This window comes from Streptomyces sp. NPDC006259 (genome assembly GCF_042870975.1).
GTDB lineage: Bacteria > Actinomycetota > Actinomycetes > Streptomycetales > Streptomycetaceae > Streptomyces.
This window is the reverse complement of record NZ_JBIAHY010000011.1, coordinates 183,845-198,335: the sequence shown is the minus strand read 5'-3', so window position 1 is coordinate 198,335 and position 14,491 is coordinate 183,845. Positions and strand designations below refer to the sequence as shown.

Genomic DNA, 14,491 nt, shown 5'->3' with positions numbered 1-14,491 from the left:
TAGATTGAGGCGTTCATGCAGGACGACCGACCCGTGGTCGGCGTGATCGACTACCGCACCGGAAACAGCCAGAGCGTGGTTCACGCGTTGAACTTCCTCGGTGTGCCGAACCGTCTGCTCACCTCGCCATCGGACTTGGACGGCATCGACCGGATCATCCTCCCGGGTGTCGGATCAGCCGGAACCACGATGACCTACCTGTCCGAAGCCGGATGGCCCGAGGCGCTTCATACCCGGGTAATCGAAGGCCGCACCCCGTTCCTGGGCATCTGCGTGGGCCTGCAGGTCCTCTTCGAGACCAGCGAGGAACAGAACGCGACCTGCCTGGGTTGGTTGCCCGGGACCGTACGGGCCTTCGACGGCGCCGACGTACGGGTGCCGCAGATGGGCTGGAACCAGGTACACCGCACCTCGGCCCATCCCTTCCTGGCCGGCCTGCCGGAAGCGGGCCACTTCTACTTCGTGAACAGCTACTACGCCGACCCCGCGGACGCCGGGAACATCGCGGCCACCACGGAGTACGGCCTGCCGTTCACCTCTGCCGTCGCGCGCGGCAACATCATGGCCACGCAGTTCCACACCGAGAAGTCCGGCCCGCTGGGGCTGGATCTCCTCGAGCGGTTCGCCAAGACCCCGCAGGAGGAGCTGTGCCCGGCCTGACCATCACGACGGGGCTGACCACCCGGCTGATCGCCTGCTTCGACATCATCGACGGCAGGGTCACCAAGGCCCGCCGCTTCGAGGACAACATCGACGTCGGCGACGCCGCCGAGGTCGCCGCGTCGGTGTACGCGGACGGCATCGACGAGATCATCTTCTACGACATCCTTGCGAGCGCCCAGCGCCGCCAGGCGGACCTGGCCACGATCCGCAAGGTCGCCGAGACGGTGTTCGTGCCGTTGACAGTGGGCGGTGGCATCCGGTCGCTGGAGGACATGCACGCGGTGCTGGCCGCCGGCGCGGAGAAGATCAGTCTGGACTCGATGGCGGTGCGCAATCCCTCGATCATCACCGAGGGCTCGGCCGAGTTCGGCCGCCAGTGCATCGTGCAGTCCATGCAGGTCAAGCGCGTCCCGGTCACGGCCGAGATTCCCAGCGGGTACGAGGTGTTCATCGACGGTGCCCGGCAGGCCACCGGCATGGACGCCATCGCGTGGGCGCGCCAGGGCGAGGAGCTCGGCGCGGGCGAGATCTGCGTCAACTCCATCGACCAGGACGGCACGCACGAGGGCTACGACCTGGAGATCACCCGCAAGATCGCCGAGGTGGTCAACCTGCCGGTGATCGCCTCCGGCGGCGCCGGTTCCGCCGAGCACGCGGCGGCGGCGTTCACCGAAGCGGGCGCGTCGGCGGCGATCGTCAGCTCGCTGCTGTACTCGCCGCGCATGGAGCGCACCGTCCCGGTCGGGGAGATCAAGGCCGAGCTCGCCAAGCGGTACGGACTCCCGGTCCGCCTGGCCTGAACACGCTCCCTCCCGGAAACGACGCCGGGCCCGGCCGCTGAACGCGGCCGGGCCCGGCCTTGTTTTCCGGCGCCGCCCGGCCGACCCGGGCGTGCGGCCGGGTCAGGGGCGGTGTGCGGTGACGAGGTGGCGGCTGCTGTCGGCGGTGAGGGGGCGGGCGTCGTAGCCGCCGAACTGCTCGTCGACGACGAAGCCGGCCGCGTGCAGCAGCTCGGTCAGCTCGGCGGGGGTGTAGAGGCGGACCGAGCTGTGGCTGGTGCCGGTGGTGCCGTCGTCGTAGGCGGTGGTGGTGTGCCGGTTGAGTCTGCGCGTGACGGGGTCCCAGGTGACGTGCTGGGTGGTTTCGGCATGGTCGCCGCGGACAGTGCGGGTGCCCATGCCGGTGGTGTCGGGGTGCGGGGTGAAGTGGTCCATGGCCATGCGGCCGCCGGGGCACAGGACACGGAAGGCTTCGCGCAGGACGCCGAGGTCCTCGTCGGTGGTGTCGAAGAAGCCGAAGGAGTTGAACAGGAGCAGCACGGCGTCGGCGCAGCCGTCGTCCAGGGGAAGGTCGCGGACGTCGGCGTTCAGCAGGTTGATCCGCTCCCCGTCCGCGGCGGCGGTGGCGGCGGCGTGGTCGAGGAGGTCCTGGGACAGGTCGACGCCGGTGGTGTGGGTGTAGCCGCGGCGGGTCAGCTCTGCCGTGTGCCGGGCGAAGGCGCAGCACAGGTCGAGGATCGTGTGATCGGTCTGCAGGGCGAGGCGGGCGGTGAGGAAGGCGACGTCGCGTCGGGTGGTGGCGCCGTCGTGGCTGCTGTAGCGCTCCAGGTAGCCGGTGCCGCGGTAGTTGCTGATCCACCACGGGTCACCGTCGGGCGCCGGGGCGGGCGCGGGGGCGGGCTGTGTCATGTCGGGTTCTCCGTGGGCGGGGTGCGGTGAAGGCGGCCTTCGGCGTCGGGCAGGCCACAGGGAGCGGTGAGGTAGGCGCGGCCGACGACGGCGCCCCAGCCGGTATGCCACAGGCGCGTCAGGTCGGCCCACCCGGACAGGCCGCCGGCGTACCACAGGGGGGCACACGGGTGGCGGCCCGCGAGGCGGTCGAGGACCTGCCAGGGGGGCGGGGTGCGGTGGGTTGCCGCGCGGGCGTCGGTGATCAGGACGGGCTGGGCGCCGCCGGTGGCGTCAAGGAGGGCGTCCAGGGCGTCGGTGAGCGCCACGCTGGTGGTGCGGGTGAAGCCGTCGGTGACGATCCGCCCGTCCACGGCGTCGAGGGACAGCATCAGTTGTCCGGCGTCGGCGAGGGTGGTGAAATCCGGCCAGGCGTGCGGGTCGAGGCGTCCGTCGGGGAGCAGGCCGGTGGAGCCGAGCAGGACACCGGCGGCGCCGGCGTCCAGGATGCGGCGGACGGCCGGGTCGCGCGGGGCCAGTCGGCCGCCGGCCCACAGCCGGCCGGGGTGGTGGCGCACGGCCGTCTCCAGCAGCGCGGTGCTGGTGCTGGTGCCGGTGGAGCGGTCGAGGTCGATGACGGCGGTGGGCACGTCGTCGTCGAGGAGGTCGGCGATCAGCCGTCCCGGCGGCAGGCCGGGGAGGGAGGTGACCGTGCCGTGGCGGACGTCGACGTTCACCCGCCACGGGCCGGTCGGCCCGGCAGGATCGGCGGTGGGCAGGGTGGCCGCAGCGGTCCCCGGGGTGGGGGTGGTGGGCATGTGGGCGCCTCCGGGTTCAGGCGGCGGCGAGCGCGGCCGGGCGGGGGACAGGCGGTTCGTTCCAGGAGGCGGCGTGGGCGAGTTCGGCCCGCATGGCGGCCAGTTGGGCGGTGGTCCAGGTGCCGGTGCTCACCGCGAGGTCGAAGCTGGCGGCCATCTGCCGGTGCAGCGTGCCCGCCGTACGGTGGGCTCCGTCGCTCAGGTAGGCGCTGGTGTCGCCGCGCAGCAGGTATCCGGTCAGCCGGGTCTGGAGGCTGTGGTGCAGGTTGGGGCGCAGGCTCGGCAGGTCGGCGGCGTCGGCGATGTCGTGCCGGCCGGAGCGGTGGTAGAGGGTCCACGCGGATTCGACGCTGCGGGTGACGGCCCGACCGCCGAGCTGCTCGACCAGCTGGCGGCTGGCGCGCAGCGTGTCGCCGTAGCCCACGTTGTCGTCGATGACCAGCAGGGTCGTGTCGCGGGCTGCGGCGGTCAGGCGGTCGCGGTAGGTGCGGGGGGCTGTGGCGCGGTGGCGGACGGTGCCGCCGGCGCCGAGGTAGGCGACGTTGCCCTGGTCGTGGAAGCCGAGGCGGACCAGGTGCACGTCGATCGGCCGGCCGAGCAGGGCGGGAAGGACGGTCCGGGCGGCCAGCGCGAGGGACAGCGACCCGTACAGCGGGGCGAGGACGGCGGTGATGTCGGGCCGGGGTGCCAGGACGTGTTCGGCGAGGAAGCGCAGCTCGTTGCCGATCTTGGCCGGGTTGTCGAGCTCCCGGAAGGTCCGCCAGCCCGCCTCGTGGGCGTGCAGCAGTGCGACGTCGTCGGGGTGCGGGGTGAACGGGCCGGCGGCGCGGTGGCCGTGCAGCGCGGCGGCGGTGGAGGTGGCGGTCTCCAGCAGGCGTTCCAGCGCGGCCGGGCGCGGATCGTCGGTGAGGCTGGGGCGGTCGGTGAGGCCGTGCCACAGGGTGTAGGCGCCGGCGGCGGCGAGGTTGTGGAGGTTGTCGAGCAGTGCGTGCCGCAGTGCCGGGGCCTGCCCCGGCGCTCGGTGGTCCAGGCGGCCGAGGGCTTCGCCCAGCGCCGCCCAGGACGGCAGCGCCGTGCGGGGGTGGTAGTAGGCCGGGCCCCGGCTGAGCCGGATCGTGCGCGCGCCCGCCGCGGGCCCGCGGGCGGCCGGGAGGAAGGTGTCCAGGAGGGCGGGGTCCAGGCCGGCGTTGGCTGTGAGGTGCAGCTCGGCGGCGGGAATGCGCAGCAGGCCCAGCAGGTCGCAGGCGACGGGGCTCCCGGAGACGGGCGGGGCGGGGTGGGTCGTGTTCGCTCGGGGCGGGGGCAGGAGGGTGGTTGACGTGGTGGTCACGTGGGCTCCGTTTCGCGGATCGGGCGGCGCGCGGCGTGGTCGCGCAGCGCTCTCAGGCAGGCGGCGAGGCTGGTGAAGCGGGTGGTCGGTGCCGCCCCGGGCGGGGGCTGCCCGGTGGGGCTGATCCAGACCGGGTGCAGTCCGGCGGCGCGGGCGCCGGCGATGTCGGCGGTCCACTCGTCGCCGACGTACAGGCACTGCTCGGGCCGGACGGCCAGGTCCTCGCAGGCCCGGTGGAACGGCGCGGGATGCGGCTTGCGGTGGCCGTTGCCCAGCGCGCACACCACGGTCTCGAAGAACGGGTCGAGGCCGGCCTGTTCGAGCTTGGCGTGCTGCTGGTCGGCGTCGCCGTTGGTGACGACGCCGAGCTGGTAGACCGCCGCGAGGCGCCGGAAGGCGTCGACGGTGGCGGGGACGGGGCGGATCGCGCGCATCTGCCGGTGGGCGAAGTCATCCACGTGGGCGCCCAGTTGCCGCTCGTCCAGCTCGATCCCGGCTTCGCGCAGGGCGGTTTCCCAGACGTGGCGGCGGGCGGCGGTGTGCGAGCCGAGCGGGGCCAGGGTGCGGTCGTAGTCGCCCCACAGCCGGTCGGAGGCCTGCACGTAGGTGGAGGCGATGACGGCCGCACTCACACCGGGGTGGGCGCCGGCGAGGCGTGCGGCGACGGCGTCCAGGGCGCGCTGCCAGATCGCGCGGGTGGGGATCAGGGTGTTGTCGATGTCGAACAGGACGGTGGTGACCGCGGGCAGTGGCGGCGTCGGCTGGTGGGGGGTGGGGGTCACTGGGCTGCTCCGTGGCCGGTCATCCGAGCGGCCAGTGCGAGGGCGGCCAGGCCCTCGGCGGCGGCGGGGACGTTCTCGTCGCGGGTGAGGCGGAAGAACAGGTCGGGCACGAGCAGGCCGAGGATCCGGGCCCGGTCCAGGGGCAGGCCGTCGAACCGGTCCAGCAGCCAGGTCGTGCCGAGGAGCTGTCCGCCCAACGGCTCGGCCAGCGGGCAGGTGACCTCCAGGACGCCGCGGTGTTCGCACACTGCGGCGTCGGCGAGCAGGCCGGTGTGCTTCAGGCAGGAGCCGGCCAGCTTGGCCAGCGTCTGGTCGAGGTCGTGCATGCCGGCGAACTCGGCGTCGATCACCCACCAGCGCGGCTCGGTCGGGTGGACGAGGACGTTGCCCAGGTGGAGGTCGCCGGTGGCGTGGACCAGCCAGCCGCCCGGGGCGGCCGGGGTGAGGGAGCGGCGCGCGAGGTGGACGAGGGAGCGGCAACTGACCTGCGTAGGTGCGCCGTTGAGGTGAAGGGTGTGATCGGCCCAGGGCCGCAGCCGACGGGCGAGGTCCTCCACCCAGCCGGACAGCACCGCGGGCGTCTGGAGCGAGTGGTCGACGTCGTCCTCCCGGCGGGGGGTCAACGTCGCGGTGGCGCCGTGGACCAGCCGGGCAGCCACCTCGCCCAGCACCGACAGGAACCGTCCCGGGTCGGTGGCGGCCAGGTCCCGCAGGGGGACACCGTCCACGGCCTGGGAGACCAGCGTCGCGTCCTCGCCCCGGTAGTGCAGCGCGGTGGCAGGCACGGGCAGATGCCGGGCCAGAGCCTGCAGACCGGTGTGCTCCCGCTCGGCGAAGGCCCGGCCACGACCGGGCTTGACCACCACCGTGCCCGCGGTCGTACGGGCGGCGAACACCGGCGTGCTGCTCGGCCGCAGCTGGTTGAGTGTCCCGTCGGTGGAGGCGTAGGCGGGCGCGGGGGCGTGGCAGTCCTCCGGGATCTCCCAGTACGGAGCGGGGACCTCGTCGCGGACGCGGTCGACGGCGGCCGCGATCTCGTCGGTCAGCGGCAGCGGAGCGGGACGCTCGGCCAGAAGCTTGTCGTCCAGCAGCCCGGCATCCAGCACCGTCCAGCGCGCCTGGTCGTCCTCGCCCGCGTACAGCAGCCGGATCCGGCCGCCCCCCTCGGGCAGCAGCGCGGGGTAGAAGGCGTAGCGGGAGTCCGGGCTGTCGGGGCCCCGGCGGTGCAGGACGGTGCCCAGCGGCCGCCAGGTCAGGCCGTCGCGGGAGTGCGCGGCGACAAGCGAGCGGGAGGTGCCGGCGCCGTAGACCATCAGCAGGCCGCCGTCGGAACTCGCGGCGACGGCGGGGCAGTCGGCGGCGTACGCGTCCGGGGCACCGGCCGGGCCGTTGGTCACGACGACGCCGTGGCGCTGCCAGACGATGCCGTCGGTGGAGGTGGCCAGGTGGATGCGTCGGTGGTGGCCGTCGCGTCCGGCGTACCACATCCACCAGGCGCCGCCGCGGTGCAGCACGGCCGGCAGCAGCACGTGCTCGCCGTCGCTCGCCCCGTCCTCGGCGGCGGGCGCGAGGGCGAGGCGGGGAGCGGCCCAGGTGGTGCCGCCGTCGCGGCTGACGGTGCGGTAGATCGACCAGGCCCCGCCGTCGGACCGGGCGCTGAAGTAGGCGTGCAGCGCCTCCTGTTGGACGGCCAGGCTCACGCCGGTGACGTCGTCGCAGCCGTCCGGGACCGGCAGCGGCCGGGCACCGTCCAGGGACACCGGCCCGCCCCCGGGCTCGGGCAGGGCGGTAAGGACGATGCGGTTGCGGCCGCCGGTGTACCAGGGCTCGGGGGCGCGGCCGGGCAGCTGCCGGGGGATGTAGATACGGGCGTCGGCCGGGCCGGTGGTCACGGCCAGCAGGCGGCGGCCGCGGTGGCGGATGAGGGCCGGGGCGAAGGTGATGCGGCCGTCGGCGCCGGCCAGCACGCCGCGGTGGCGCCCGACGACGTCCGCCCGTCCCGCCCCGGTGCGGGACCGGGGGCGCGGGCGCGGCAGTCCGGCCGGTGCGGCGGACAGCAGGAAGTGATCGCCCGCTTCGAGGAGTTCGCGCACCTGGGTGGTCTCCCGCACCGCGCGGCTCAGCGCGGTGAACGCCGACTGATCGGCGGCCGCCTGGTCGACGTAGGGGCGCATCCACGCCGCGACGCCCTCCAGCGAGTACCGGCCTGTGACCTCCAGTCCGGCCGCGGCGAGCAGGTCCTCGGCCTCGGTGAGGCGGTGGGTGCGGGTGGGGGGCATGTAGTCGTCGGCTGACACCGCAGGCAGCGGCTCGTAGCGGCCGTGGTCGAGGTAGCCGCCGCCGGTCAGGGCGGTCATCTCGGTGAAGCGTCCGCGCTTGAGCAGGTCCCGCAGCACCGAGGTGCGGGTCAGGAAGATCGCATGGAGCCGGCCGCCCGGTGCCAGCGCGGTCGCGGCCCGGCGCACCGCCTCGGCGGCGTCCGCGTCGTCGAGCAGGTGGTAGAGCGGGCCGAACATCAGCACCGCGTCGAACTGCCCCGGCGGCGGCGTCAGGTGCTGCGCCGGGCCGTGCTGCGTGCCCAGCAGGTGCCCTTCCAGACCGGCCTGGCGGAAGCGGGCGCGGGCGCTGTCCAGGCTGTTCGCGGACAGGTCGGACAGGGCGACCATGTGCCCGTGGCGGGCCAGCTCCAGGGCGTGGACGCCCGGGCCCGAGCCGATGTCGAGGATGCGGCTTCCCGGGCGCAGCCCGGCCAGGACCTGCTGGTGGATGACCTCGGTCTCCAGCCGGTGGTAGGGGCCGGAACAGGTGCGCTGCCACTCCCGCTCGGGGTCCGCGTCGTAGAACGCGGCCACCCGCTCGATGCCGCTGCCGGGCGCGGGATCAGCCGCCGTCCGGCCCGCCGGGAAGGTGCCAGAGGTTCCCGTCGCGGTGGAGCCGGCCTTGGGCGGCGAGATGGTCGAGGTGGGACTCAAGGAGGTCGGGGTCGATGTCATGGCCGAGGTCACGCAGCCTCTCGTCGAGCTGGGCGGTGGTCAGGGGGCCGGCGGCCAGCAGGCACCCGGCGGTCTGGTCGGCGTCGCGCAGGACCCGCCAGGGCAGGACCAGCGCGGGCAGGTCGGACATGGACCAGGCGGTGAAGTGCGGCGCCGGGTCGGCGGTGTCCGAGGCCGCCAGGCACGCCAACTGCGGTGCGTACGGGGCGAGGTGGTCGAGGAAGAAACGGGCGGTGCGGCCGGAGTCGACGACCTCGTCCACCACGATCAGCGGCTGCCCCGGCGGCGGCGTCCCCAGGGCAAGGAGCCCGTCGGCCGCGGCAAGCAGCTCCAGGCCGTCGGTGCGCGCGCCGCGGCGGCGGGCGCCGGCGGCCAGCACCGTCGAGGCGGGCAGGAGATCGGCCAGGGACTGGGCGGTGATCCACCCGCCCTGCAAGATCCCCACCAGCGTCACCGCACCGGGGTGGGCGCGGCGGATCTGCCCGGCCACGTCGGCGGCCATCTGCTGGTAGGCCAGCCAGGACACCATGCGGGCCCGGCGGCCAGCCGCCGCGGTGAACACCAGCTCGTCCACCGGCACGTCGGCAGACGGTTGCGGGCTCGGCCGGTCAGGCATCGCGGACCTCCGGGGCGTAGCGGTCCCACAGCAGCGCCAGCAGCCGGTCCGAGCCGCCCGCCACCCGCGCGAACGCCTCCTCCCGCCGGTCCGCCGGACCGCCGCCGGCGCCCAGGGGCGGGCCCGGCGCCTTGCGGCGCGCCCACAAGCTCGGAGCGGGCGGCAGCGCCCCGCCCACGGCGCGCACGGCGGTCTCCAGGCCGGCCAGGTGCTCGCCGACCCCGCGGCCGAGCGCGGTGATCTCCTCCGGGTGGTTGAAGGGCGTGCCCACGTCCAGCGTCAGCGGCACTAGGTACACCGCGGCCGGGACGCCGGTCAGGGCCCGGCGCAGTCCGGCGTGGGTGCGGCCGGTGAACACGCTGTCGTCCAGGTGCACCACCACCTGCCCGTCCGCCTCCAGGCGCCCGGTGCGCCACGCGGTGCCCGAGACCCGGGCCATCTCCTCCTCGTGGACCGAACCGCGGGCGAGCGCGAGGCGGACCCGGCCGCGCTGGCCGGCCGGCAGCATCCCGGCCAGCACCGGGCCCGCGGCCATCGCGCCGAACGCCTCGCTGACCAGCAGCACCGGCGCGCCCGGGTGCGCTGCGGCCAGCGCCGGCCAGCGGGTGTGGGCGACCGCGGCGATCTGCCACAGCACGTCGCCCTCGCGCACGGCGCGCACCGCGTCCGCCGCGACCTCGGGCCCCTCCAGCGTCCGCGCCAGCTCGCACAGGACCACCGGAATCCGAGCATCGGCGCTCAGGGCGGCGGCCCGCTCCGCCCAGGTGGCCGGATCACACGGCCCGGCCGGGCAACTGTCCGGCTGCCACCGGTTCCAAGCCGCCTCGGCCAGCAGCGCGCCAAGCCCCTGAAGGACCTCGTCCAGCACCCCGGCCGCCTTGTCGTGGCCGAGGACCGCGGCGCTCCACCGCGCGGTGCACACGTCTTGTACCGCCGATTCCAGGAACGCCAGCCACGCCAGCCACGCGTACCACCCGGCCGGTTCCCGCGCCGCGGGCTCCGCCAGCGGGCGGGCGAACTCTGCGTACCGGGGCCACCGTTGCTGGACGGCGGCGAACCGCCGACCGGGCGCGGGAGCGCGGCCGGGCAGGTACATCTGCGCGTCGGCCGCGTAGTAGCCGAAGCCCCGCAGATACACCCAGCCCCCGTGCACCACCCGGTCGTTGAAGAACAGGCGCGCCGCTGCCGGAAGTTGGTCCTCCCGGGCGGCCGCAAGGCGGAATCCGCCGCCGTCCGCCAGATGCTGCGCCGCCGCGACTCCCGGCGGCGGGCTGATTGCGTCACCGGCCTGGAGCGCCGCCGTCCAGCAGCGCTCCAGCTCCCGGCGCTGCGCGGCCATCTCCCTCGACCAGCCGAACAGCCGCCGTCGCGCCGGTAGTACCGGGCCCGCCCGGCCGGGCACGGTGGGGGTGGCGGCCCGGGCGGTCATGCCGCCACCGGCCGGGCCAGGGCCTGCGACGCCTCGGCGAAGGCGGCGGCGTAGGCGTCGATCGTCTCCTCGGTGTCCTGGTCGGTGACGCTCACGCTGATCCGGCCCGCGTTGTAGGCGCTCTCGCCGTGGAAGGGCCCGCACCGCCGCGGCCGCCAGGTGCCGGATGCCGCGCGCAGCGGGACCGGACGCGTGAACAGCGGCATGCCGGACAGCGAGCCGACCGACGGGTAGTGCGCCGGAACCCCGGCGTCCTGGAGCCTCCGCAGGTAGGCGTCGACGTCCACCCCCGGCTTCAGCTCGCCGGGCTGGATCTGCGGCCGGTAGGAGAACCAGCCGCCCATGCCGGCGCCGGGCCGCACCACCGGCGGCCGCACCCCCGCAAGGCCCTCAAGGCCCCGGCTCAGCCGCTCCAGCAGCGCGCGGCGGGCCGCCAGGCGTTCCACCAGGTCCGCGGCGTTGGCCAGGCCCACCACCGCGGCCAGCGGGTGCATCCGCATCTTCAGCCCCAGCCCGGTCTCCCCGAACGCCGCCAGCTCCGGGTCCTTCAGCAGCAGGGCGCGGCCGCGGTAGTGGCCGGCCAGCAGCGCCCGCTCGCGCCACTGCGGGCGCGCGGCGCTGAACAGGCCGCCCTCACCGGCGGGCCAGGACTTCTTGTCCTGCATGCTGCCGACGCAGATGTCGCCGAACGTCCCCACCCGCTGCCCGTGCAGCATCGACAGGTAGGCGTGGCTGATGTCCTCGATCAGGTGCAGATCCCGTTCGCGGCAGATCCGGGTGATCTCGTCCATCGCGGCGGGGTGTCCCAGGTAGTGCGTCACTGTCACGCACCGGGTCAGCGGGGTGATCGCCGCCTCCAGCGCCTCCGGGCACAGGTTTCCGGTGTCCGCCTCGACGTCGACGAGTACCGCGTTGAGGCCGGCGTGCAGCGTCGGGCTCAGCGAGGCGTGGAACGTGGTGACCGGTCCGATCACCTCCGAGCCGGGCGGCATGTCCAGCGCGAGGTAGGCCGCGTGCAGCCCGGCGGTGCCCGAGGAGAACGACAGCGGATCCGGCAGGCCCAGGACCTTCTCGATCCGTTGCTCCAGCTCCCCGATCACCCCGGAGCCGTCCGCCACCGACAGCGCCCCTCCCGCGCGAACGTAGTCCGCGAGCGCCGCCGCGATCCGCTCGCGCTGCGGACCGGGCTCGAAACGGTGCGGCATGGCGTCCTCCAACTCCCGCGCACCGGCCGCCGGTAGGCGGCCGTACGCGTCGTGACAGGTGGCGGCGACGGCCCAGATGGTGGCCGGCCGAGCCGTCGGCGCGGTCGGCCGGCGGCGGGCTCACCAGCACACAGCGGCCGAAGCGGCTGCGGCAGGGGGGACCGGAGAGAACGTTGAGAATTTCGCGGCGAGAGCGAGAAAAGCCGAGAATTCGCGCCCCACGCAGGAGATCTGACGTAGCGTCCGGGCGTGATGACCCTCCGCGACGCGACGTCGACGGACGCCGGGGCGGCGTCCGCGCCCCCCTCGAACCACGCCCTGGCCGCCGCCCTCCGGGCAGCCCGGTGGACACCCCGTGATCTCGTCCGGGCCCTCAACCCCCGCCTGGAAGCCGCCGGCCAGCCCACCTTGCACCTGACCGCCGGCCGGGCCTGGCTCAACGGCACCCGGCCCCGCTCCGCGACCGTGCGCCGGCTCGCGGCCACCGTCCTCACCGAGGCGACCGGCGAACCCTTCAACGCCGCAGACCTCTGGGGAGAACCCGCTGCGGGCGGCGCGACGGCCGAGAAGACCGCCACCGACGACCTCGTCGGCCGCCGCTCGGTCGCCGACGTCCTGGCCACCGCCACCGCGTGGACCGCCACCGACCCGCAAGAGCAAGCCATCCTCCACCCGGCAGGCGACAGCCAGCTCCTGAGCGCCGTCTGGGACGCCACCCGGCAAAGCCCGCTGCGCACCGCCGCACCGGGCACCCAGGAGCAGGTCCTGCCCGCGTTCGTCGACGTCCTCGAAGGCCACCTCGGCCGCCTGCGGCGGCTGGACGACACCGCCGGAGGCGGAGCCCTGTCCCAGCGGTACGTGCGCATCGAACTCGCCGGCGTCCTCGACCTGGTCCGCAGCAGCAGTTACACCGCCGACGTCGGCACCCGCCTCCTGGCCACCGCCAGCGGCATGGCCCAGCTCAGCGGGTGGATGGCCTTCGACGCCGACCTCAACGCGGCTGCCCAGCGCTACCAGCTCCTCGCGATCCGCCTCGCCCGAGCCGCCGGCGACACCACCACGGTCGCCAACGTGCTTGGCATGCTGGCCTACCAGCACGCCGCGACCGGCAAGCCCGCCGCCGCCCTGCGCTACGCCGAAGCCGCCGTCGACCACACCGCCCGCAGCAGCCCCGTCGTCCGCGCCCGCGCCTGGGGCCGTATGGCCACCGCCCACGCCGCGGCCGGCGACATCAGCGCCTTCCGGGACGCCACCGACCGCTGCCGGACCCTCTTGGAACACCGCCGCGACGACGACCCTCCCTCCTTGTACTACTTCACCCCCGAACAGGTCTCCGCCGAGGCCGGCCACGCCCTCGTCGAACTCGCCGCCACCAACCCCGCCCACACCAGGCGCCTGCTCGCCGAGGCGACCATGCTTCTGTCCCCCCTCACCGACCACGGCCCCACCAGCGGATTCCCCCGCTCCGCGCTCCTGCACGGCATCCACCTCGCGCACGCCCACCTCATTGCCCGCGATCCTGAAGCCACCGCAGCCACCCTCTTGCAACTCGCCGACCGGGTACCCGACGTGCAGTCCATCCGCTGCCGCAACCTTCTGCGCCGGATCCGCCGCTCCGCCGGCGCCCGTATGCGCGCGCCGGACGGCGCCCGTGCGCTCACCGCCGTCGACAGGGCACTATCGGCTACATGACCTTCGTGCCCACCGCCTCCGACGCCCCGGCCGTCATACGCCTGACGCCCTCCGTGACCGCCGCGCCCTACGACCACCCGGACGCGCGCCGCCTGACCCAGGCCCTCCGCGCTGAACAGCACACGTTGTACGGCTTCGCCGACGACCCGGACGCCACCCCCGAGGCTGACTTCCACCCGCCCGCCGGCCTGTTCCTCCTCGCGCACGTCGGCGAAGAGGCGGTCGGGTGCGGAGGCGTACGCCTTCTCGACGAGCACACCGCGGAGATCAAACGCATGTATGTCTCCGGCGTCGCCCGCGGCCACGGAATCGGCCGGTACCTCCTCGAACGCCTCGAACAGCACGCCGCCAGCCGCGGGGCAACGCGGATCATGCTGGAGACCGGACGGCGCAACTCGGCCGCCCTTGCCCTTTACCACCGCGCCGGTTACCTGGTCTGTCCCTCCTACGTCGCCGGACGCGACCCGCGAGTCAACCGGGCCATGACCAAGGCCCTCGGCAGCAGCTCACCGCGATAGCCGGGGGACCGCCCCGTCCGGCGCCGGCCTCCTGCCAAGGAGGGTGAAGTACTCCGTCGCGATGATCGACTCCCGCTCCGCTGCGGGAAGCCGGGACAGGATTCCGGGAAGGGGCCGCTCTCGCGCCGCTTCACTGCGGTGCGCCAGGATCGCGGCCAACTTCAGGTCCGTGCAGTCGCTCACGTCGACCGTCTCGGTGACGTGCTCGTCCGGCACGCTGAGTACCGTCTTGCCGACCCGCGTCAACAGCACACCCAGTTCGCCCACCCCCGAATCCGGGTGCGTCGCGGCGTACAGCCCATCGGGCTGCCACGGGGCCCCGGCCTGCGGGTAGAGGTGCTCCAGGCCCGCGGCGTGGAACGCCAGCAGGGTCGCCTGATGGGTGCGGAGGTGGTCCGGATGGCCGGTCAGCTGGCCGTAGGCGTCGTGGGTGACGATGACCTGTGGCCGTACGGCGCGGATGTGTTCGACGATCAGCCCCGCCACCTCCTTCAGCGGGGCGTCGCAGAGCCGGGGCCGGTTGGGCGCGGAGTCGGGGATGCGGGCGTCGGCGAATCCCAGCATGCGCGGCGTGCCCGCTCCCAGGATGTCCAGGGCGTCGGCGAGTTCACCGGCCCGGTGGCTGTCGGGCGCCCAGGTGGCGGTGACCACGGCGGTCGCGGCGCCCGCGGCGGCGTGCTGCGCGAGGATGCCGCCGGCCAGGAGGGACTCGTCGTCCGGATGGCCGAAGACGCCCAGCAGGGAAGGCCGGGGCGCGGAAGAGAACGGAGGCACGGGT

The 14,491-nt window shown here is 74.5% G+C and carries 13 protein-coding genes; 4 read left to right on the top strand and 9 right to left on the bottom strand.

What is annotated here, in order from left to right; all coding sequences use genetic code 11:
- Window positions 1–15 precede the first annotated feature (15 nt).
- Window positions 16–660: an imidazole glycerol phosphate synthase subunit HisH gene (gene hisH / locus ACFYO5_RS35205; protein WP_388717000.1), complete on the top strand. Its 645-nt coding sequence runs from the start codon at window positions 16–18 to the stop codon at window positions 658–660.
- Window positions 648–1,463, top strand: coding sequence for an imidazole glycerol phosphate synthase subunit HisF (gene hisF, locus ACFYO5_RS35200; protein WP_388716997.1), 816 nt, complete (start codon window positions 648–650; stop codon window positions 1,461–1,463). The genes hisH and hisF overlap by 13 nt, the downstream gene beginning before the upstream one ends.
- A gap of 102 nt (window positions 1,464–1,565) precedes the next feature.
- Here the strand turns inward: hisF and ACFYO5_RS35195 are convergent, their stop codons facing one another.
- Genes ACFYO5_RS35195 through ACFYO5_RS35160 form a run of 8 tightly spaced genes read right to left on the bottom strand, consistent with a single transcriptional unit; the run spans window position 1,566 to window position 11,503 of the window.
- The gene (locus tag ACFYO5_RS35195) at window positions 1,566–2,351 is read right to left on the bottom strand and encodes a class I SAM-dependent methyltransferase (RefSeq protein ID WP_388716994.1); all 786 of its coding nucleotides are present in this window, start codon (window positions 2,349–2,351) and stop codon (window positions 1,566–1,568) included.
- Window positions 2,348–3,148: a HisA/HisF-related TIM barrel protein gene (locus ACFYO5_RS35190; RefSeq protein ID WP_388716991.1), complete on the bottom strand. Its 801-nt coding sequence runs from the start codon at window positions 3,146–3,148 to the stop codon at window positions 2,348–2,350. Before ACFYO5_RS35190 ends, ACFYO5_RS35195 begins: the two co-directional genes overlap by 4 nt.
- Window positions 3,149–3,164: 16 nt before the next feature.
- Window positions 3,165–4,478, bottom strand: coding sequence for a hypothetical protein (locus ACFYO5_RS35185; RefSeq protein ID WP_388716988.1), 1,314 nt, complete (start codon window positions 4,476–4,478; stop codon window positions 3,165–3,167).
- A complete protein-coding gene (locus ACFYO5_RS35180) occupies window positions 4,475–5,260 on the bottom strand; it encodes an HAD family hydrolase (RefSeq protein ID WP_388716985.1) in 786 nt (261 codons plus the stop codon). The genes ACFYO5_RS35185 and ACFYO5_RS35180 overlap by 4 nt, the downstream gene beginning before the upstream one ends.
- Window positions 5,257–8,232 carry a methyltransferase domain-containing protein gene (locus ACFYO5_RS35175; RefSeq protein ID WP_388716982.1) on the bottom strand — a complete coding sequence of 992 codons (2,976 nt, stop codon included), beginning with the start codon at window positions 8,230–8,232 and terminating at the stop codon, window positions 5,257–5,259. The genes ACFYO5_RS35180 and ACFYO5_RS35175 overlap by 4 nt, the downstream gene beginning before the upstream one ends.
- The gene (locus ACFYO5_RS35170) at window positions 8,141–8,869 is read right to left on the bottom strand and encodes a phosphoribosyltransferase (protein ID WP_388716979.1); all 729 of its coding nucleotides are present in this window, start codon (window positions 8,867–8,869) and stop codon (window positions 8,141–8,143) included. The genes ACFYO5_RS35175 and ACFYO5_RS35170 overlap by 92 nt, the downstream gene beginning before the upstream one ends.
- The gene (locus tag ACFYO5_RS35165; RefSeq protein ID WP_388716976.1) at window positions 8,862–10,298 is read right to left on the bottom strand and encodes a hypothetical protein; all 1,437 of its coding nucleotides are present in this window, start codon (window positions 10,296–10,298) and stop codon (window positions 8,862–8,864) included. Before ACFYO5_RS35165 ends, ACFYO5_RS35170 begins: the two co-directional genes overlap by 8 nt.
- On the bottom strand, window positions 10,295–11,503 hold the full coding sequence (locus ACFYO5_RS35160) for a DegT/DnrJ/EryC1/StrS family aminotransferase (RefSeq protein WP_388716973.1): 1,209 nt from the start codon (window positions 11,501–11,503) through the stop codon (window positions 10,295–10,297). The genes ACFYO5_RS35165 and ACFYO5_RS35160 overlap by 4 nt, the downstream gene beginning before the upstream one ends.
- A 252-nt stretch (window positions 11,504–11,755) precedes the next feature.
- Between ACFYO5_RS35160 and ACFYO5_RS35155 the strand changes: the two genes are divergently transcribed.
- Complete coding sequence (locus ACFYO5_RS35155; protein ID WP_388717179.1) at window positions 11,756–13,195, top strand: hypothetical protein; 1,440 nt, start codon at window positions 11,756–11,758, stop codon at window positions 13,193–13,195.
- Window positions 13,192–13,713 carry a GNAT family N-acetyltransferase gene (locus tag ACFYO5_RS35150; protein WP_388716970.1) on the top strand — a complete coding sequence of 174 codons (522 nt, stop codon included), beginning with the start codon at window positions 13,192–13,194 and terminating at the stop codon, window positions 13,711–13,713. Before ACFYO5_RS35155 ends, ACFYO5_RS35150 begins: the two co-directional genes overlap by 4 nt.
- On the opposite strand, the gene ACFYO5_RS35145 is transcribed toward ACFYO5_RS35150, so the two are convergent.
- The gene (locus tag ACFYO5_RS35145) at window positions 13,702–14,487 is read right to left on the bottom strand and encodes a PIG-L deacetylase family protein (RefSeq protein WP_388716967.1); all 786 of its coding nucleotides are present in this window, start codon (window positions 14,485–14,487) and stop codon (window positions 13,702–13,704) included. The two genes, ACFYO5_RS35150 and ACFYO5_RS35145, sit on opposite strands and share 12 nt — an antisense overlap.
- Window positions 14,488–14,491: the final 4 nt, after the last annotated feature.

What these genes read in the sequence shown, in the direction of transcription:
- ACFYO5_RS35155 (WP_388717179.1), top strand. Translation starts at nt 11,756, where the DNA reads ATGACCCTCCGCGACGCGACGTCGACGGACGCCGGGGCGGCGTCCGCG.
- ACFYO5_RS35165 (WP_388716976.1), bottom strand. Translation starts at nt 10,298, where the DNA reads ATGACCGCCCGGGCCGCCACCCCCACCGTGCCCGGCCGGGCGGGCCCG.
- ACFYO5_RS35160 (WP_388716973.1), bottom strand. Translation starts at nt 11,503, where the DNA reads ATGCCGCACCGTTTCGAGCCCGGTCCGCAGCGCGAGCGGATCGCGGCG.
- ACFYO5_RS35150 (WP_388716970.1), top strand. Translation starts at nt 13,192, where the DNA reads ATGACCTTCGTGCCCACCGCCTCCGACGCCCCGGCCGTCATACGCCTG.
- ACFYO5_RS35170 (WP_388716979.1), bottom strand. Translation starts at nt 8,869, where the DNA reads ATGCCTGACCGGCCGAGCCCGCAACCGTCTGCCGACGTGCCGGTGGAC.
- hisH (WP_388717000.1), top strand. Translation starts at nt 16, where the DNA reads ATGCAGGACGACCGACCCGTGGTCGGCGTGATCGACTACCGCACCGGA.
- ACFYO5_RS35195 (WP_388716994.1), bottom strand. Translation starts at nt 2,351, where the DNA reads ATGACACAGCCCGCCCCCGCGCCCGCCCCGGCGCCCGACGGTGACCCG.
- ACFYO5_RS35190 (WP_388716991.1), bottom strand. Translation starts at nt 3,148, where the DNA reads ATGCCCACCACCCCCACCCCGGGGACCGCTGCGGCCACCCTGCCCACC.